Raw genomic sequence first — 19319 nt, forward strand, 5'->3', positions numbered from 1 at the left:
TTTCCGAATAACTGTTTTCCATTGGATGATTCGATTTTTAGGGTCGCTATTCTTTCTAGGCCAAAGAACTCTGAAGATTATGTGGTGGTCGGTGTAACGCCAGAAAAGGTTACGCTGAATTACTACGAAAAATATCTTAAAGCAAAGATAGATTGTGAGTCGTGCGATAATGATCATTTTTTTAAGCTGGATAAAGTCGGTGAAAATGTTCCGTATCTTTGCTTTTCTGGTGGGTTTGATAGTTTGTCCTCATATTTTGTTTTAGGACAGGCAAATCTAATATCTAATGATTTTGGTGGTGATTTTAAAAGGGAGGCAGATTTTTTTAAAAAATTTGACCCGTTAACTTTTAAATGGAATCTTAGAGATCGTCGCGAAAGTTCTTTCAAATTCAATGAAAGTATAGATTGGCGATTTATGCTTGCTCCAAGCCTCCTAAAGCGGAAGAGAGGAGAGCAATTGGTGATTGCAACGGGCACAATTATGGAAGCGAGCCCTTTTTGGTGGCGATTTAAAGGCTTTAGTGACTTTTCTGGTTATTCTGATTTTGGTTTTGGTCCAGGGGTTTCTGTTATAAATCCAGTATCCTGTTTAAGCGAATATTTGACTACGAAGTTAGTGGTGGACACTTTAAGCGAAGAGGTACTTTACGAAAGTCTCCGATCTCTTGCGCCACAAAGTTCACTAAAAAGATATAGAAAAGAAGTGCTTATAGATATTGTGAAGGGTAGAGTGCCATCTTGTGCTGATGAAAATATGAGGCGCCATGTTTTTGGCAGTGGTTTTGGTGACGATATGGTCGCCCTTTATCTTGTCTGGAAGCTTGGGGTAGAGTGGGTGCGAAGTAACTATTGTTCTAATATTCCCGAAGCATCGAAATATCTGGATTTTTCATTTTTTGAGAGAGTTAATGTAAATAATCTTGATTTTTTTGATGTTGACTTTCGTTCTAAGTTGATCAAGTTTATGGAGTCGAAATATATAGGTTTTTTTGATGAGAATGATAACTCTCGTGTTGAGCGAGCTTTTAATTTCAGAGTTGATCATCTATAGTTTTTAAAATATCCGGAGGCGTTTTGAATAAAAGTATATTTTTGACTGATAGTGTTATTTCGAAGCTCGAAAATAATAACATATCGTTTCATTGGAGGCGATCGGCCCCACGGCCTTTGCCTGAAAAAATAATTGTATCTGAGGATTCAGTGATTGAAAAATTCACTGGATTCTTTAAAGGCGATGTGTTGTCTTCAATGGGCGGGTTTTCATACAGTCACTCTAATTTAGTTCCGGGTATAAAAATCGGGCGTTACTGCGCTATTTCTTGGGGGCTCACTATTACGGGGCCTCGCCATCCATATGAATTTTTGACAATTTCTAATATAAGCTATGATAGGCATGCTGGAAATTTAGAAAAATATTTTGACTCTATAGGTGAGCCTGTTAAAAAATATGATCCTAGAACATTGGAAAAGCCAATGCCAGTTATTGGTAATGATGTTTGGATAGGTCAAAATGTCACTCTGAATAGGGGTGTTAGAATTGGTGACGGCGCTATTGTCGCGGCTTATTCAGTCGTGACTAAAGATGTCCCAAGTTATAGTATAGTTGGCGGTAACCCTGCGAAAATAATCAAGTTTAGATTTAAGGAGGATTTAATAGATAGTGTTAAGGCATTGAAGTGGTGGAACTATGAGCCAAGACAAATTCTCAAATATGACATTTCTAATGTTGAAGAGTTTATTGATGTTTTTTCTCGGGATGTGAGTGAAAATAAAATTCATAAATTTGATTTTTCTGGAGTTTCTATTAATGATTTATCAAATGAATAGTTTTTGTTTTTGGGCCAATGAAATAAGGTGAGCGAAGGGATTCCGATAATTTTAAGTGGTGTTTTATCAGATTGTCGTTTGGGTCTGATTTTTTGTAAAGAGTGCTATTTTTTGCTGAAGTGAAGGATGAAGTTTGACGGCGAAATTGAGAAGATAAGTCAGGTATCGATTTCGAAGGCACTATCCCCATTGGCCATGGGGCAAATACAGCTCAGTAGATAATGGCGATCGGTACTAAGAGAACCGCCTTACTGTTTGTTAAGCCCCGTGAGAAACTCTCAGTTCAAATGCATCACCACCGTGCCGAGCACTGGATTGTGGTATCGGGCACAGCGAACGTCACCATTAATGGTGAGGTCCGGATGCTGACGGAAAACCAATCAATCTACATTCCGGTAGGCAGCGTTCATGCGTTGGAAAATCTGGGCCGGATTCCGCTGGAGCTTATCGAAGTGCAAAGCGGTACGTATCTTGGTGCGGATGACATTGTCCGCTTTGAAGACCGTTACGGTCGCGCCTGACCTCACTCCTATTAGTAAAAAAGGACTTCTCGTTTCATGAAAATCGCCATCGCCGGCACCGGCTACGTCGGCCTCTCCAACGCCATGCTCCTGGCCCAGCACCATGAAGTTGTCGCGCTGGATATCGATACCCACAAGGTCCAGCTACTGAACGACAAAGTCAGCCCCGTTGAAGACTCGGAAATTAATCGGTTTCTGGCTGAAAAAGAGCTGAATTTCCGGGCAACACTGGATAAGGCACAGGCGTACACCAACGCAGACTTCGTGATTATCGCCACCCCAACGGATTACGATCCCGAAAACAACTATTTCAATACCGGCACGGTGGAATCGGTGATTCAGGATGTCATGGCCATCAACCCGAAGGCGGTGATGGTAATCAAGTCGACAGTTCCCGTTGGCTTTACCCGGGAGGCCAGTGAGCGGTTTGGGACCAACAACCTGATGTTCTCACCGGAGTTCCTCCGCGAGGGTAAGGCGCTTTACGACAACCTATACCCTTCAAGGATTATCGTGGGTGAGCGCTCGGAGCGTGCTGAGACGTTCGCGGCGCTGTTGCAGGAAGGGGCGGTTAAAAAAGATGTGCCCGTTCTGTTTGTGGACAGCACAGAGGCCGAAGCCATTAAGTTGTTTTCAAACACCTACCTGGCGATGCGCGTAGCCTACTTCAACGAGCTGGACACCTACGCTGAAAGCCACGGCCTGGATACCAAGCAGATTATCGACGGCGTAGGGCTAGACCCGCGCATCGGTAACCACTACAACAACCCCTCATTCGGTTACGGTGGTTACTGTCTGCCGAAAGACACCAAACAACTGCTGGCGAACTACAACGATGTACCCAACAACCTGATTCAGGCCATTGTGGATGCCAACCGCACCCGCAAGGATTTCGTGGCCGATGCGGTGCTTCGCCGTAACCCGCAGGTGGTGGGTGTGTATCGCCTGATTATGAAAACCGGCTCCGATAACTTCCGGGCCAGCGCCATGCAGGGGGTTATGAAACGCATCAAGGCTAAAGGTGTTGAGGTTATCGTCTACGAGCCGGTACTGGAAGACGAGGCGTTTTATCACTCCCGAGTGGTGAGAGACTTTGAAGCCTTCAAGGAGGAAGCGGATGTGATTCTGGCCAATCGAATGGCCCCTGAATTAGAAGATGTTGCCCGGAAGGTTTACACACGTGATTTGTTTGGTAGTGATTGATAGCTGATCAGTCTATGGTTTAGAGGACAACACTCTCCAAGGAAAGGAGCCCAGGAAAAACATCATCATCTGTGCCGATGGCACCTGGCAGTCCCCGGAATCTTCTACCAGCACCCATATTCTGCGTTTGGCAGAGGGGTTGGCCCCGGAAGATGCTTCCGGTAATCAACAAGTCGTGTTCTACGATTGGGGCGTCGGCTCTGAGGGCGATACGTTCTCGGGCGGGGTTACCGGTAAGGGCATCGATAAGAACATCATGGATTGCTACCGCTTCATTGTGCATAACTACGATGAAGGCGATGCGTTGTATCTGTTTGGGTTCAGCCGTGGGGCCTATACGGTGCGTTCGGTGGCCGATATCAGCCGAATTCACTTTATTGGCGTGTACGATACGGCCGAGATTCAGGTGGTTGAGTAAGGCGCGGGTTTTGTCGCCAAGTCGAGCAAGATTGCTCGAAGTCAGGTTGCTTGCGCAAGTTTGCGCACACTCCGGCTGAGCTCTATAATTAGAGCATTCAATAAATACCCACCCGCAGAGGGCAATGCAGGAGGCAAAGCCATGCACGCATACCAAACACACCATCAGGTTGACCACCAGCCACCAACGCAGCTTGGGCCAACTCTTACCGCCCGGCATAGCAGCGCCGGCCTGCGCTGGCTCTTTGAGCGTCGTGATGCCTGGTCTCTCACCATGGAAGAACTTGGTGAGCTGCTTGGCGGGGTGAAGCGGCGCACCCTGAACGATTGGCAGCAAAAGCTGAATGCCGGCCAGGAGGTAGAGGTGTCTCGAGATACCATGGAGCGGATCAGCCTGCTGCTGGGTATCCACAAGGCCTTAACCCTGATCACTCCGGCCGGCCATGAGCGCATGGCGTACGAATGGTTCTGCAAACCCATCGACTTGATGGGCTTGCGTGGCCGTTCGATTCGGGACTATCTTCTGGCCCAGGGTACGATGGACGCTCTGTATTATGTGCGCCGTAACCTGGATGCCATGCGCGGCTGAGAAAGGCCTCTGGCTCTCTTGTGGGGAAGCAAAAGGAATTGTTCCATGAACAGAGTTCAACCGCAGTGGAAGCATCATCGGGTTATTCACAGCAAGTATCCGCCTATCGATGTGTTCGAAAGCCCGGATCATCTTATTTTGGGGGAGTTGGAATCGGCCACCAGTGATCGGGTGGTGAACTGGCCGAGGTATGTTCTGGAAGAGGATTACCGCGCCGGTGGAGGTTGGGGTGCGGTTATGGCGTCTTTCTGCTACCCGGCAGAGGGCCGGTTCAACACCGCAAGCCGGGGTGCCTATTACGCCGGTGATTGCCTGGAGACAGCCCTGCGGGAATGGGCGCATCACACCGGTAAGGTGTGGCAGGGCTTTGGGGTGGGCAATGATTTTTCAGCCGTTGTGCGCTGTTACACCGGGCATGTCACCAAGCTGTTGGTAGACGTACGGGGGCAACCGGAATATAGGCGCGCTACCGATTACCAACCGGGCCAACAACTGGCTGCAGAGCTCCTTAGTGCGGGCGAGTACGGGATCCTATACAGCTCTGTGCGGTCTCCGGGGGCAGAGGCTGTAGCTCTGCTAAGGCCACCCGCGACCACCCCGGTCACCCAGGCCGGGCATTACGTTTTGGCATGGAACGGGCAGCAGTTTACGCAGTATGCCCACATAGACGCATACCATGCCCTATAAAGGTGTTACTTTGGCTTTATCCTCCTCAAAGTGGTTCGACCCCCACTGGTACCTGCAACAATACCCCGATATCGCTCGCGCCGGCCTCAACCCGCTTGAACACTACCTGAACCACGGCATCAATGAGGGCCGGCTGCCGTGTCGGCTGCAGTCGCTGGAGTGGGATCAGGCTTTGTGGCAAAAGGAGCAGCCAGAGCGCGAGTGTGTTCAGGCGTTATCGACACTGGCCGCCAGTGATAACCCGTTGGAAGCTTCTTATGCAGCCTTTGCACTGGGCCGCTGGCATGCCTGGCAGGACAACTGGCCACAAGCGGCCAGGGTGCTGGCAGGGCGTGCTCAGGCAGGGCAAAGGTTACCGGCGCATCACGGCCCGGAACTGCTGACGGTAGAGGTTTTGGTTCGTTCTGGCCAGCTGGCAAAAGCCTGGCACCGGTTGGGTGGCTTGCAGCAGCAAGAACGCGCATGGGCAGACGCCAGCCTGGCTACGGCAAATGTGTTGGCGGCCAAAGCCACGCACTATGCCCGGGCGCCTTCATCGGTAAAGCAGGCCTGGCAAGCCCAACGCCTGGGCTGGATTAACCGGGTGTGGCAGCAGGTTGGGCTTGAGGCGGCGAAACTGGTCGACCCAAATGGGGCGCTTCAGCTGGATAATCTTGCGGTGGATCGCCCGTTGCCAGAGGTACAGGTTACCCCGGCCAAAACACCGCTGGTTTCGGTGATTATCCCGGCCTACAACTCGGAGCAAGGGCTGAGTACGGCGCTGAAAAGCCTGGTCGATCAGTCTTTGGTTGTTGCTTGCCCCGGGGCAGTGGAAATTCTTGTGGTAGACGATGCCTCTACCGACAACACCGCCACAGTGGCAGAAACCTTCGCGCGCCAGCACCCGAATGTGCGGGTACTTCGCCAACCGAGCAATGCCGGCGCCTATGCAGCCCGTAACCGTGGCCTGGCCGAGGCCCGTGGCGATTTTATCACCGTACACGATGCCGACGACTGGTCGCACCCGCGCAAACTGGAGCTGCAGTGGCGGGCCTTGCAGGAAAACTCTCAGTGGATGGCCTGCAATTCTCATTGGGTGCGCTGCACGCCGGAGCTTCAGTTTACGCGCTGGCGCATGGAAGAGGGGTGGATTTACCGCAACACGTCCTCGTTGATGTTTCGCCGCGTGGTGTTTGAAACCCTGGGCTACTGGGATGAGGTGCGGGTAGAGGCAGACACCGAATACTATTACCGCATACGCGCCGCCTTCGGCCCCGAAAGCACAGGCGAAGTGCTGCCGGGTATTCCCCTGGCCTTCGGCCGAGTGGTGCCCACGGCGCTCACGGTGCTGCCCGCGACCCATCTGGCCACCCAGTTTGCCGGCGTAAGGGCCGAGTACCGCAAGGCGGCGTTTGCCTGGCACCAAAGCGCCAAAGGCGCCTGGGAGCTTTACCTTGCAAGGGGCCCGGAGCGGCGTGCGTTCAAGGCGCCGGCTGATATACTGCGGTAATGCATCCACTAAAAATCTTTGTTCGTGGTTTCAGTGGATTTCGTGGCGAAAAAGTCTTCAAGTCTTTTGAATAGGAATTAAGTGTGCCAGACCAGAACCTGAATCAGTTGAAAGAGCAGCTAGAACAAAAAAAAGCCGATCTTGCCCAGCGTTTTGAAGAGGTGGCCCGGCTGACCGAGCAACTGGAAAAGGAGCAGGCGGGGGTGGACGCCCTGCAACAGCAAATAGGAGCCCTGCAGCAGCAAGCTCGGAAGGCGGCCTCGGCGCCGCTGAAACTGGAGCTGACCGACGAGCAGCGTGAGAAAAATCAGAAGCATATCGAGCTGGTTGCCGGCAGCGATCTGTTCGATGCCGATTGGTACCTGGCCACCTACCCGGATATTGCCAAATCCGAAAAATTTGCCAAGGCTCCGGCAGCCCACTACACGCTGTTTGGCGCTTTCGAAGGCCGCAAACCTTGTCCGGAGTTTGATTCCTCGTTTTACCTGCGCAGTAATGCTGATGTGGCTAAAGCCGGCATCAACCCGCTGGCGCATTATTTGCGATTTGGCCGTGACGAAGGCCGGGCCTTTGCGCCGCCTGTGGACGGTGAATGAGCCAGCCCGAACCATTGATTGAACGGCTGCAACGCCTGCAACTGTTTGATGCTACATGGTATCTGGAGCAAAACGAGGACGTTCGGGCCAGTGGTCTGGACCCATGGCAGCACTATCTGAACCACGGCCTGGCCGAGAAGCGATTGCCCGGGCCGCTGCGGGAAAATCTTGGCGCCGCGGGTGTACGGGTGCTCTATGCGCTCTCGGTGCAATCTGGTGGCACCCCGCAAACCAATGAAGACCTGATGAATGCGCTGGCTGCAAGAGATGATGGCCCGGTAGACTGCTTCGTGCTTCGGTGCACCGGCCGAAATCTTTGTTTGTATCTGTATTATCATGGTGTGTATGCCACCATCGCCGAGCATCTTTTAGCCGCGCCCATTGCACCGTTTCCTCACAGCGATAACGAATTCGACACGGTGGTTGGCCAGTGGCTGGATGCCCTTGGGGTATCGTTGGTGCACGTTCGGCATTCTGCCTACCAGAGCCTGGGGTTGATTGAAGCAGCGTATGAACGCAACGTACCGGTGGTGTATTCGTTCCACGATTATTACACCGCCTGTCCATCGGTGAAGTTGCTGGATGAAAACCGTCACTTCTGCGGCGGCCGCTGCACCGCCACTCGGGGGGAATGCCACCAGGAGTTATGGCCCAACGCGCAGGTGTTGCCGCTTAAGCACGAATCCGTCTATGCCTGGCAAGGCCAGTTCTCAGGAGCCCTGGCGCTGTGTTCCGGGTTTGTGGCGACGGTCCAGGCCGTGAAGAACATTATGCTGGATGTGTTTCCGGCACTGGCTGAAAAGCCTTTTGATGTGATTCCCCACGGCCGGGATTTTACGGAAATGGTGCAGCTGGCACAGGCGCCAGTACCGGGTGAATCAGTACGGGTGTTGGTGCCGGGGCACATCGCCATTTCCAAAGGCGCGGAGATTTTGCAGCACCTGGCCAACCGGCCAGAGCTCGCTCATATAGAGTGGCATGTGTTGGGTACTCTGCAGCAGGGGTTTGGCGACAAAATGCCAGCCAATGTGATTGTGCACGGCGCCTACCAACGTAAGGATTTCTTCGCCCATGTGGCGGAAATTAAGCCCCACCTGGGCGCGGTGTTGTCCATATGGCCAGAAACCTGGTGCCACACCCTAACGGAACTCTGGGCCGCGGGTTTGCCGGTAATGGGCTTTAACACCGGGGCAGTGGGCGAGCGGCTGAAGAGCACCGGAGCAGGGTGGCTGGCCGAGGAGGCTACGGCCGAGGCCATGATGAACACCGTTTTCCGGGCCAGCCAGCCGGGTGAATGGCAGCAGGCCCTGGCACAAGTCAAAAACTGGCAGGAAAACGGCCAGCGCAGCTGCGCCCAAATGGCTGAAGACTACTGGCATCTGTACAATCAGGTGACAGAAGCAGGTCTTTAAAACTCAGGAGAAGTAATGAAAGGCATCATCCTCGCCGGAGGCTCCGGTACCCGCTTGCACCCCATTACCCACGGGGTTTCCAAGCAACTGCTCCCCATCTACGACAAGCCGATGATCTACTACCCCATCTCGGTACTCATGCTGGCCGGTATTCGGGAGATTCTGATTATCTCCACTCCAGAAGACCTGCCGCAATACGAACGCCTGCTGGGCGACGGTGAGCAGTTTGGTGTGCAGTTCAGCTATGCCGTTCAACCAAGCCCGGACGGCCTGGCCCAAGCGTTCATCATTGGTGAAGACTTTATCGGCAACGATTCTGTGTGTCTGGTACTGGGCGACAACATCTTCCATGGCCAGCACTTCAGCGACCAACTCAAGCGCGCCGCCGCGAAGCCTCACGGTGCCACCGTGTTTGGGTATCTGGTGAAAGACCCGGAGCGCTTCGGCGTGGTGGAGTTTGATGCCGAAGGCAAGGCGATTTCCATCGAAGAAAAGCCGAAAAAGCCCAAGAGCAGCTATGCCGTAACGGGCCTGTATTTCTACGACAACGACGTGGTTGAAATCGCAAAAAATGTGCAGCCATCAGACCGTGGCGAGCTGGAAATCACCTGCGTGAATAACGCCTACCTGGAACGCGGCGACCTGCACGTAGAGCGCCTGGGCCGTGGCTTTGCCTGGCTGGATACCGGCACCCACGATAGCCTGCTGGAAGCCGCCCAGTACGTGCAAACCATCGAACACCGCCAGGGGCTGAAAGTGGCGTGTTTGGAAGAGATTGCCTGGAACCAGGGCTGGGTGAGCAAAGAGTTCATCCTGCAGCGGGCAGACGACCTGAAGAAAACCCACTATGGCCAGTACCTGAAACGCCTGGTGAAGTAAAAGGCATTTCGGCCACAAAATCCACGAAACACACTAAAAATGACCATCTCCAAACTCCAGACAGCTTATAAAGATCGCCGCCCAAACCCGGACGTTGTCGCTGAGCGGGTCAGCTTCGGTACCTCTGGCCACCGGGGCAGTGCACTGAATAACAGCTTCAACGAACACCACATTATGGCCATCACCCAGGCCGTGGTGGAGTGGCGCGCAGGGCAGGGCATTACCGGCCCGCTGTACGTGGGTAAAGACACCCACGCGCTGTCTGCCCCCGCCATGGACACTGTGCTGCAAGTGCTGGCCGGCAACGGTGTGGTTACCCGTATTGATGCCGAGGGTGGTTTTACGCCTACGCCGCTGGTGTCGCACGCCATTCTTGAACACAACCGGGGCCGGGCAGAAGGGCTGGCGGATGGCCTGATTATTACGCCCTCGCACAACCCGCCGGAAGACGGTGGCATTAAATACAACACCCCAGACGGCGGCCCTGCTAATACAGGCGCCACCGGCTGGATTGAGAACCGCGCCAACGAGTTACTGGCTGCCGGCCTGGTGGGGGTGAAAACCTCCCCACGGCGTATGGCCATTAACGACGCTGAGCGCTGGGATTACGTAGGCCAGTATGTGCAGGCCCTGGGCGACGTGGTAGATATGCCGGCCATTGCGGCCAGTGGGCTGAAAATTGGCGTAGACCCCATGGGCGGTTCTGCCCTGGCGGTGTGGGAAGCGATTGCGTTTCAATACGGGCTGAACCTGGAAGTGGTCAACCGCAGCCAGGACCCGGAATTTGCCTTCATGCCACCAGACCACGACGGCAAAATCCGCATGGATTGCTCCAGCACCGCCGCCATGGCGAACCTGCTGAATATCAAAGACCGCTTCGACTTGGCCTTCGGCAACGACCCAGACGCCGACCGCCACGGCATAGTAGACGCCGCCGGCCTGATGAACCCCAACCACTACCTGGCCGTGTGCATCGATTACCTGGTTCGCAACCGCCCGCAATGGAAGCCGGAATTGAAGATTGGCAAAACGCTGGTGTCGTCCTCCATGATTGACCGTGTGGTAGAAGGCCTGGGGCGGGAGTTGTACGAAGTACCCGTAGGCTTCAAATGGTTTGTAGACGGCCTGCACCAGGGCACCCTGGCCTTCGGCGGCGAAGAAAGCGCCGGCGCCAGCTTCCTGACTATGGCTGGCACCCCCTGGAGTACCGATAAAGACGGCATCATTCTGTGCCTGCTGGCGGCTGAAATTCTCGCCAAAACCGGTAAACTGCCCAGCCAGTATTACCAAACACTGACAGAAACCTACGGCGCACCCGTGTACCAGCGCAAAGACTTCCCGGCCACGCCGGAGCAAAAGCAGAAACTCAAAGCCTTGACCGCCAGTGATGTTCCCTTTACCGACATAGCCGGCGAACCGGTAACCGGCTGCTTTACCGAAGCCCCCGGCAATGGCGCGGCGATTGGCGGGGTGAAGGTAACCACGGCGAATGGCTGGTTTGCGGTAAGGCCGAGTGGGACTGAGGATTTGGTTAAGGTTTATGGGGAGAGTTTTGTGGGTGAGGCATTCCTGCAAGCAATGATAAAACATGCGGTGCGGCTGACTGCATGAAAGTCGTTCTACACATTGGAACCCCAAAAACCGGCTCCTCTGCGCTGCAGTATTTTCTGAACGAAAATCGCAAGCAGCTTGCTCGGCACGGATACTATTACCCGAAGCACAACTTCGACAGAAATCAGATTTCAGGCGGCCACGGCAGTTTGGCCCGGCTCATGGAAGATGGCGAACTCGACAAGGCGCGAGCGCAACTGGATACCTGGCTAAAAGCCGCAGCGCGGAAAAATTTGGTTCTGCTTCTTTCGGCTGAAGGTTTTTACACACAAGCTAAAACATTGCCGTTGTTGTTTGAGGGGCATGAGCTCTCAGTCGCAGCTTTTGTGCGCCATCCGGTTGAGTTTGTCATTGCCAACCACAATCAGTCTGTTAAGCGGCACTTTGGCACTCAAACCCTCCAAAGTGTTTTGGAAAAGGTGCCACAGTCTCAGAATCGCGGGGTAAATGGCGAGCTCCTGTTTGAATGGGCTGAGGCCGTTGGTCGAGACAATCTGAGTGTTCTCGCTTATCACAAGCCATCTTTGCCCAAGGGGCGTGTGGAATTTGCGTTTTTGAAATGGTTGGGTGTTTCGGGATTGTCGTTGTCTGGCTTTCGTGTTCCTGAGCGACTGATTAATACGAGTTACGCGCCTGAAGCGCTTGAGCTTAAGAGGTTACTCAATACAGTTTTGATCCAGGACGATCGAACAATAAATCACCAGGTTGACATCTTTCTCCAGCATTATTCAGATCGGCGAAATAACGAGACACCAAGGCGTGCAGGTGGATTGCCGGTGCAGCCCGCTGTGCTACGAAGCGCTTATCAGGCGTTTGAGGATTCAAATGCCAGGTTATTGAAAGAGCTTGTGCAAAGCCCCCCGAAAGGTTTCCTAAAAACACCCTATTCGCTTGGTGAGCCTGAAGTGCCAGATGCGCTCGGAGTATTAACTCTAGGGCGCGCGATGACAGAAAAGCTTCCCGAGGTGTCTCGTTATTTGCAAGCCCGTGTTACGGAAATGCTAACGCAGCGGCGGGTGCCATATGCGATTTACAAACTGGCGGATGTAATAGGTATTCCATACAGCGAGCCGGAAACGCCGCAGGTAATGGGCGAGGAGTTTTTGAGGGTTCTTCGGGCTCCTAAGGCTGAAGCCGAAGATTATCTCAAGGTGTTTGCTGAATTTTTAGCCGACCAAGGTTTTAAGTTTGAAGCTTTGAATGTAATACGAGAGGCAGCAAAACGAAGACCGAGGGGTCCACGGATTCGCGACTTGAGAATGTTGCTGGAGAGAGAATTGGATCGTTCGAGCCGTGAGGAAAGCTAAATTAGAAAATGGTAGGGTTTGACGTTTTCAGATTCGGCAAATGTATTTAGAGGATTTTTAAGGCTATGAAGGTTCATTGCTACCTGCTTTGTTTTAACGAAGAGAAAATGATTGAAAGTGTTCTCAGATACTATTCAGAGTTTTGCTCCAAGATTTTCGTTATGGACAATTATTCTACAGACCGAAGTGTAGAAGTTGCACGTAAGTTCCCCATGGTTTCCATTATCAAATGGAAAACCGATGATGGAAAGATCGATGAGAGAATGTATGTTCGCCTCAAGAGCCAGATGTATAAAGAGTATAGTAGGGAGGGGGGTAGATACACTGAAGAGGTTGCTGACTGGATAATATCGTGTGACATGGATGAAATTCTGTATCACCCAGATATTAAGTCAATTCTTGAGGATTACAAAAGTAAAGGTGTTACTGTTCCTCAAATTACTGGCTTTAACATGGTGGGTGACCATGAAGTTGATCCTGCAAGGAGTATCGCCGGGCAATATCAGTATGGATTCAGGAGCCCTCACTATGACAAAAGAATCGTCTTTGACTGTGAATTCAACATGGCTTATAGCGTAGGCTGCCACCCGGCTGGGGTTGGGTTTGAGTATATGAAGACCACTTATGGATATAAGTCATCAAATGAGCACCCGTTAGCCCTGCTTCATTTTAAAAGAGTCGGGGATCGACTTGTGGATAAAGCGGCACAGAATGTTGATAGGATTGATCGGGGTAGAAGTGGAATAAGAAAAACTCAGGATGGTTCCTATAAAGGCCTGGGTGGCCAGTATTTTAACGTGGTAGAAGGGAAGGCCCCCGCACCCGAGCCGGCAAAAATGCGAAAGGTGATTGGTGATGATGGTCAAGTCCTTTTTGCGGACTTTAAGCCATCCACCGGTGAAGCGGGATCAAAAAAAATTGATGATGTTCCGCTCAAAGTAGAGAAGCGCAATATAAAGGTTTTTGCCAGCGAAAAAAGCTCTCCAAGAGTGGTTTTGAAGGAGTTGTCAGACGTTCTTTTTAAGAACTCAAGGAAGATTGCTGCAGAAAATGTTAAAGCGTTGTCGGAAAAGCTCAATATCGAAACAGAGTAATTTGGGTGAAAATTTTGATGTCTAAGGAATCGGGTGTCGCGCTATGAATCGGCTGAGAAGATTGTTTTCTCAAGTAATTGGGGCAAATCTAGATTCTATTAATGAATTGGTCACGCACTCTTCCGCGTCACTTGTTGCTCTGCAGGGATTGACTCCGGTGAAGAAGGGGGCTGCGTCAATGTGGCGCAGTCATTCTCGCGACCCACAGTTTTACCTGAATCTTGACGAGCCTGGCTTGTTAAAAAGAAAAGGGTGGCTGGTGCTTGAGTACGACTTTTGCGCAGACAAGCCTACGCATCATCAGTTGTACTTGAACCTGGGCGACGGGTATCAGGAGGATATCGTTGTAAGTCGGGATGTTGGCGAAAAGGAGAGGGTGCAGTTTGTTTTTTATTCACCCGGAGACTTGGATGGTTTGCGGCTTGATCCCGCTACAGCACTTGTTGAGTTTTCGATAGAAGAGCTAACGCTGAGGTGGAGTGAGGATGTCCCCTCGGGGTTAGTCGATGATGCCCCCTGGCTAACGCATTATTTTCGCTTAGAAGATGGCGAAATGGGCTTAATGGTTGAGCCAGTCAATCAAGTGAGACGTCAGTTAGAGGGCGAGTATCATTGGTTGTCTGAGGGTTTAGATCCGTATTTCAAAGTCATGGCCGGTAAGTCTGAGTTAGCGCTTTCACCTGGTTGGTACGATGCGCGAATACACCTTGACTTTCCCGCCCGAAGACAATTGGCTCGGGTGTATTTTCGGGTCGATGGTGAGTTTTCGGAAGAGTCTTGCTTAACAGTGGTTACACCCAAGAATTCTGTTAGCCGCCGGTTGGTCTATCTGCCTAATGGGGCCGAAGCAGTTCGTCTTGATCCCCAGGAGAGGCCCGGGCCTTTTCGTCTTGACGGTATTTCATTCTCAGCAGTTTCCGGGGATGAAGCGTTGGACGAATGTCTACGCAGGCTATGTGACGAGGGCCAGGAGTATTCTAGCTTGTCGGTGTCAACGTGTAAGGAAAAACTGGCGGCAGACGCAGTAGAGTTAGATTTAGATTTATCGGAGCTTGTTCACTCCCGTTATCAGGAGTCGTTCGCGGAGCCTCCCGGTGTTTTGGAATATGAGGAGTGGATCCAAGCCGTTGAAACGCCGCGATGTCCGTCAGACAAAGATGTAAACGTCATGCTTGACGAAATGCATGTGACGCCGTTGGTGTCTGTTTTGGTGCCAGTTTATAACCCGGAGCCAGAATGGTTAAGGTCTTGTATTGAGTCTGTATTAAGTCAGTCCTATACAAACTGGCAGTTGTGCCTTGCCGATGATGCTTCGCCGAATAGTGCTGTCCGCGAAGTTTTGGAAGAATATGCAGCCAAAGATTCTCGCATCAATGTGGTTTTTCGTGAGAATAATGGTCATATCTCAGAGGCTTCGAATAGTGCTTTTGAGATTGCTGATGGCGAATTTGTTGTGTTGATGGATCATGATGATGAATTAGCTAAGCATGCTTTGCTGTTCGTTGTTGATGCTTTGAATAAGAATCCTGGTGCACAGATACTGTATTCTGATGAAGATAAAATAGACGAAGCCGGGGTTCGTTTTGATCCTCACTTCAAAAGCAGTTGGAATCCCGAACTGTTTTTTGCCCAAAATTATGTATCCCATTTGGGTGTTTATCGAGCTTCACTGGTGCAGAGAGTGGGAGGGTTCAGGAAAGGTTTAGAGGGTAGCCAAGACCAGGACTTACTTTTACGGTGCCTTCCTTTTGTTTCTGATGGTGAAATAATTCACATTCCCAGGGTTCTGTACCATTGGCGTTCTATTGAGGGTTCTACCGCTCGGGGAGCATCAGAAAAGAGCTATACGACCGAAGCCGGTTTGACTGCATTAAGGGATTACCTGTCGGTGCATGGTCCGAAGGGTGCAAGAGTTGAAAGGGGGAAGGTGGAGAACACTTACCGTGTGACGTGGCCGTTGCCAGAACCAGAGCCGTTGGTTAGCCTGCTAATTCCTACCCGGGATCGTCGAGACTTGGTGGAGGTTGCTGTCCGGAGCATTCTTAACAAAACTACCTACGGGAATTTTGAGATACTGATTCTCGACAATGGAAGCGTGGAGTCGGAGACTCTCGAATTTTTCTCGCAGATTCAAAAAGAAGACAATCGGGTTAGAGTAGAGAGATATGATTTCCCGTTTAATTATTCGGCTATTAACAACTATGGCTTTTCAAAAAGCCGTGGAAGTATTATCGGCCTGATTAATAATGATATCGAGGTGATCTCTCCTGAGTGGCTCACTGAAATGGTGCGGCAGGCCGTTCGGCCGGAAATAGGTTGTGTTGGCGCAAAGCTCTACTACGGCAATGGCCAGATCCAGCATGCAGGGGTGGTTCTTGGGTTGGGGGGGGTGGCAGGTCACTCTCATAAATATTTCGACGCTCAAAATACCGGCTATTTCCACAGGTTGGTCCTGCCTCAGAATATAGCTGCAGTTACGGCCGCTTGTCTGCTCGTTCGCAGGGATGTGTTTGATGAGGTTGGCGGCCTGGATGAAGAGAATCTTACGGTGGCATTCAATGATGTAGATTTTTGTCTTAAGGTATTCAGTGCTGGTTACAAAAATCTATGGACCCCATTTGCCGAGCTGTATCATCATGAATCTATTAGTCGCGGCGCTGAAGACTCTCCTGAAAAGTTAAAGCGCTTTCAACGCGAGGTTGAGTACATGCGAACACGTTGGGGGAGCTTGTTGGACGCGGACCCGTATTACTCAATAAACCTGACCAGAGATCGCGAGGATTTCTCAATTGGGCGCTAAATGAAATACCTTTTTGTTCATATTGCAAAGACCGCCGGAACATCCGTCAACTCAGTTTTTCAGGACGTTTTAGGCGCAGAGCGCTGCCTTGTTCATGTGGAAAGTGAGCCCGACTGGAATGACCCTGTGAGAAGAGGTGCCCTTACGGAGGGTAAAAATTTCATTTCGGGGCATAGAACGCTCACTGATTTTTCGGAAAAGTTGAACTTGAGTGAGTTTTTTGTATTTACTTTTCTGAGGGATCCTGTTGCGCACGTGGTGTCACACTTAGCTTGGATTCGCCGTCTCAGAGAACCAGGCCACGAGCAAGACTTTCTTGATCATCCTGAGTACATTCAGAAGCTGGCGACGAAGTTATCGCAAGTTGATTTTGGAAATGACACTGAGGTAAGCCAGCTTGTTGATAACCTGAGTCCGGTTGAGTTTGCGTTGTTAGACAATCCTCAGGTTCGCTACCTTCGAAAAAGACATGCAGGTGCGGTCAGTGAGTCGGATGTTGATCATGCGGTTGAAGGTCTTGAAGCAATGGGGGCTTTTGGCCTTGTTGAAGCTTTCGATAACGGGTTGCGAAGGATCTGCGCAGCTGCAGCTATAAATGCTCCTGAGAAGCCTCCCAGAGATAATGTGCGTCAAGCCACCGATGGGCCGCTTTCTGTTTCTAATGAAGGGCTCATTTCCGCTCTCTATCCCCTTATCCGCTTTGACATGATTCTTTACCGGCAGGCTGAGGCCCAAACTTTGGCGAGGCATGAAGATGCTTTGGCACCTGCAGCCAGAAGCATCGAGGAACTCGAAGCGCGCGTGGATGATGTTCGCGAGGGGAAGGTTTTTGGTTGGGCTAGATTTGGATTTTCTCAGGAGCCAGTGCGCCTGGATATTTATGTGAATGGTGCTTTTTTCAAGAGTGTTTTAGCAGACAAAAGCCGAAGTGACTTAAAGGAAAAGTTTGGACTCAATTGCGCGTTCGAATGTGATATCTCTTCTTTTGATAAAATTACTTCCATCTCGGTTAGAGAAAATTTGTCGGGAAGCCATCTGAAAAATTCACCCTTTAATATAGGAAGTTAGAGTTTGAAGTGTTTTATCCATGTTGGAATGCATAAAACTGGATCAACTTCTATTCAAAAGGCTCTTTCATCACAGACTTTTGATGAGTTTAATTATCTCCAGTTAGACGAGCCAAATCACTCCGTGGCGCTTTATACGCTTTTTTCTGGTGATCCTGCTGGTCATCATTTGTTGCGAATGCGTGGCATGGGAGAGAATGATGTTGCGAATTATCGAAAAAAGTATCTTGCGGAGTTGAAGGAACAAATTTCTGGTAGCGACCGAGATCTTGTGATTTCCGGAGAAGTATTATCTCTTCCTGGGAGTATTGAGATTCTCCGGAAGATGAAGGAATTGATCGAGCCCCATTTCGATAAAATCGAAGTGATTAGTTACGTGCGTCCTCCGATTGGGTTTGCTCAAAGTGACTTTCAAGAGTCCGTGAAGGGGGGAGAATTTCGCTTTAATGCAGAAAGAAAATTTCCAGCCTATAAGCAAAGGTTTGAGCCAATTGATAGCTTGTTCGGCCGGGATAACGTCAGCCTAGTTAAATACTCGCCGAGTACCCTTAAGGGGGGGGATGTCGTTCAAGATTTTCTGAGCCGTGTCGGAGTTACTGCAGGTGTGGACAGGGCAGCTAGAAACAACGAGTCGTTATCTTTAGAAGCAACAGCTCTTTTATACGCATTCCAGCGTTATGCTAAAGAGTCTGGGGCAGGAATCAGCAGGTCTGAGCGAAGTAACCTGCTAAACTTTTTGGCAGGTTTCGGGAAAAGCAAAGTGCTTTTCGGTCAGGTTTTACGGGAATCAATGCTGAGAAAAAACCGGAGTCAGGTGGAGTGGATTGAGAAACGGGTTGGGCAACCTTTTTTTGAGCCTGATATTTCTGGGGAGCGAACCTTTGATACTGAAGGTGAGTTAATCGCGATCGCTCAGAGCGAATTGAAGAATTTGGTTGATGAACGAGCTTGCCAGGAGGAGCTTAGTCTTGTTCCGGGCTGCTTGAGAGATGCCAGATTTAGTGGCTGGCTATTGGCCTATTCCGGTAATGATTTTTCAAAAATTGACATTTCAACTATCGCTGCGCGTTACGAAGTTGATTTGCATGTGCTATTAAGGGAGTTGGCCAGATCTTTGGCGAGACTTAACAAGGTAGAGGCCGCGTTGGAATTAATCGATGAAGCCTCCCGCCTTCAGCCAGATGGGCTGGGGATAAAGCTTTTGAAAGAAGAGCTTTTGCAAAAATTCAAAAAATAATGATGTGCTGCGCCGGAAGGGAGTTTTGATATGGCAGTTGAGTATATAGAGCGAGCTGGGGAAGTTTCACTTAAGTTGGTGGACGGAGCATATACCGTCGAGAATTCTGCGGACGATGTGACGTTGAAGCGCCCGAATGGCAGTGATTTCCGGGAAGATCCGAACTATCAGTTCGTTCACGCGGAGCCGACCAGCGACGGCGGTTACGTGGCGGTGATGCAGTTTAGCGACGGCCAGGTGAGCCTGCGCTGGTTCAGTGCCACGGGCAACATGGTCGACCTGACGCCGAACGCATCCTTGAGCTCCTATATTGAGCGCGAAGCCGAGCTGAACATCGACCTGGACGGTGACGGCGTGTTGACCGGTGCGGGTCCGGTGGAAACGGTGATTGAATCCGAAGGCGCAGCCACCCTGAAAGTGGTGGAGGGGGCATACACGGTGGAAACGTCCGCCGGCGATGTGACGCTGAAGCGCCCGAATGGCAGTGATTTCCGGGAAGATCCGAACTATCAGTTCGTTCACGCGGAGCCGACCAGCGACGGCGGTTACGTGGCGGTGATGCAGTTTAGCGACGGCCAGGT

General features: G+C 51.1%; 16 protein-coding genes and 2 pseudogenes. All 18 read left to right on the top strand.

The annotated features are described in order from the left end of the window. Window positions 1–21: 21 nt before the first annotated feature. Window positions 22–1053, top strand: coding sequence for a hypothetical protein (locus tag ACSSVV_RS11490; RefSeq protein ID WP_454106279.1), 1032 nt, complete (start codon window positions 22–24; stop codon window positions 1051–1053). Between the two features lie 149 nt (window positions 1054–1202). Next, entirely contained in the window at window positions 1203–1829 is a 627-nt protein-coding gene (locus tag ACSSVV_RS11495) for a CatB-related O-acetyltransferase (RefSeq protein WP_454106280.1), read from the top strand. A 193-nt stretch (window positions 1830–2022) separates the two neighbouring features. After that, window positions 2023–2350, top strand: a pseudogene (locus ACSSVV_RS11500) (cupin domain-containing protein); the annotation flags it as partial. Window positions 2351–2386: 36 nt separating this feature from the next. After that, the gene (locus ACSSVV_RS11505; RefSeq protein WP_454106281.1) at window positions 2387–3553 is read left to right on the top strand and encodes a nucleotide sugar dehydrogenase; all 1167 of its coding nucleotides are present in this window, start codon (window positions 2387–2389) and stop codon (window positions 3551–3553) included. Window positions 3554–3620: 67 nt separating this feature from the next. Then, window positions 3621–3971 (top strand): phospholipase effector Tle1 domain-containing protein, encoded by a 351-nt coding sequence (locus tag ACSSVV_RS11510; protein ID WP_454106296.1) that lies wholly within the window; start codon window positions 3621–3623, stop codon window positions 3969–3971. Between the two features lie 141 nt (window positions 3972–4112). Further along, window positions 4113–4559, top strand: coding sequence for an antitoxin Xre-like helix-turn-helix domain-containing protein (locus tag ACSSVV_RS11515; protein ID WP_396621497.1), 447 nt, complete (start codon window positions 4113–4115; stop codon window positions 4557–4559). A gap of 45 nt (window positions 4560–4604) precedes the next feature. Beyond that, entirely contained in the window at window positions 4605–5246 is a 642-nt protein-coding gene (locus tag ACSSVV_RS11520) for an RES family NAD+ phosphorylase (RefSeq protein WP_454106282.1), read from the top strand. Between the two features lie 10 nt (window positions 5247–5256). Then, window positions 5257–6735, top strand: a complete 1479-nt coding sequence (locus ACSSVV_RS11525; RefSeq protein WP_454106283.1) for a glycosyltransferase family 2 protein — start codon at window positions 5257–5259, stop codon at window positions 6733–6735. An 83-nt stretch (window positions 6736–6818) separates the two neighbouring features. After that, complete coding sequence (locus tag ACSSVV_RS11530; RefSeq protein ID WP_454106284.1) at window positions 6819–7331, top strand: hypothetical protein; 513 nt, start codon at window positions 6819–6821, stop codon at window positions 7329–7331. Further along, entirely contained in the window at window positions 7328–8743 is a 1416-nt protein-coding gene (locus ACSSVV_RS11535) for a glycosyltransferase (protein WP_454106285.1), read from the top strand. Before ACSSVV_RS11530 ends, ACSSVV_RS11535 begins: the two co-directional genes overlap by 4 nt. A 15-nt stretch (window positions 8744–8758) precedes the next feature. Further along, window positions 8759–9622: a glucose-1-phosphate thymidylyltransferase RfbA gene (rfbA, locus tag ACSSVV_RS11540; RefSeq protein WP_454106286.1), complete on the top strand. Its 864-nt coding sequence runs from the start codon at window positions 8759–8761 to the stop codon at window positions 9620–9622. Window positions 9623–9643: 21 nt separating this feature from the next. Next, window positions 9644–11233, top strand: a pseudogene (gene pgm / locus ACSSVV_RS11545) (phosphoglucomutase (alpha-D-glucose-1,6-bisphosphate-dependent)); the annotation flags it as partial. Continuing rightward, window positions 11230–12540 carry a hypothetical protein gene (locus ACSSVV_RS11550; RefSeq protein ID WP_454106287.1) on the top strand — a complete coding sequence of 437 codons (1311 nt, stop codon included), beginning with the start codon at window positions 11230–11232 and terminating at the stop codon, window positions 12538–12540. The pseudogene pgm and the gene ACSSVV_RS11550, both read left to right, overlap by 4 nt. A 65-nt stretch (window positions 12541–12605) precedes the next feature. Continuing rightward, window positions 12606–13634, top strand: coding sequence for a glycosyltransferase family 2 protein (locus ACSSVV_RS11555; RefSeq protein WP_454106288.1), 1029 nt, complete (start codon window positions 12606–12608; stop codon window positions 13632–13634). A 43-nt stretch (window positions 13635–13677) separates the two neighbouring features. Continuing rightward, complete coding sequence (locus ACSSVV_RS11560; RefSeq protein WP_454106289.1) at window positions 13678–16434, top strand: glycosyltransferase family 2 protein; 2757 nt, start codon at window positions 13678–13680, stop codon at window positions 16432–16434. Continuing rightward, window positions 16435–17502 carry a hypothetical protein gene (locus ACSSVV_RS11565; protein WP_454106290.1) on the top strand — a complete coding sequence of 356 codons (1068 nt, stop codon included), beginning with the start codon at window positions 16435–16437 and terminating at the stop codon, window positions 17500–17502. A 3-nt stretch (window positions 17503–17505) separates the two neighbouring features. Further along, window positions 17506–18738, top strand: coding sequence for a hypothetical protein (locus ACSSVV_RS11570; protein ID WP_454106291.1), 1233 nt, complete (start codon window positions 17506–17508; stop codon window positions 18736–18738). Window positions 18739–18768: 30 nt separating this feature from the next. Next, the coding region (locus ACSSVV_RS11575) for a hypothetical protein (protein WP_454106292.1) at window positions 18769–19319 on the top strand (551 nt) is incomplete at its 3' end.

The sequence above is a fragment of the Marinobacter sp. MBR-105 genome (assembly GCF_053628895.1).

Bases quoted from the DNA above. Each gene is read 5' to 3' on its own strand.
- ACSSVV_RS11505 (WP_454106281.1), top strand. From the start codon at position 2,387: ATGAAAATCGCCATCGCCGGCACCGGCTACGTCGGCCTCTCCAACGCC.
- ACSSVV_RS11515 (WP_396621497.1), top strand. From the start codon at position 4,113: ATGCACGCATACCAAACACACCATCAGGTTGACCACCAGCCACCAACG.
- ACSSVV_RS11520 (WP_454106282.1), top strand. From the start codon at position 4,605: ATGAACAGAGTTCAACCGCAGTGGAAGCATCATCGGGTTATTCACAGC.
- ACSSVV_RS11535 (WP_454106285.1), top strand. From the start codon at position 7,328: ATGAGCCAGCCCGAACCATTGATTGAACGGCTGCAACGCCTGCAACTG.
- rfbA (WP_454106286.1), top strand. From the start codon at position 8,759: ATGAAAGGCATCATCCTCGCCGGAGGCTCCGGTACCCGCTTGCACCCC.
- ACSSVV_RS11550 (WP_454106287.1), top strand. From the start codon at position 11,230: ATGAAAGTCGTTCTACACATTGGAACCCCAAAAACCGGCTCCTCTGCG.
- ACSSVV_RS11555 (WP_454106288.1), top strand. From the start codon at position 12,606: ATGAAGGTTCATTGCTACCTGCTTTGTTTTAACGAAGAGAAAATGATT.
- ACSSVV_RS11560 (WP_454106289.1), top strand. From the start codon at position 13,678: ATGAATCGGCTGAGAAGATTGTTTTCTCAAGTAATTGGGGCAAATCTA.
- ACSSVV_RS11565 (WP_454106290.1), top strand. From the start codon at position 16,435: ATGAAATACCTTTTTGTTCATATTGCAAAGACCGCCGGAACATCCGTC.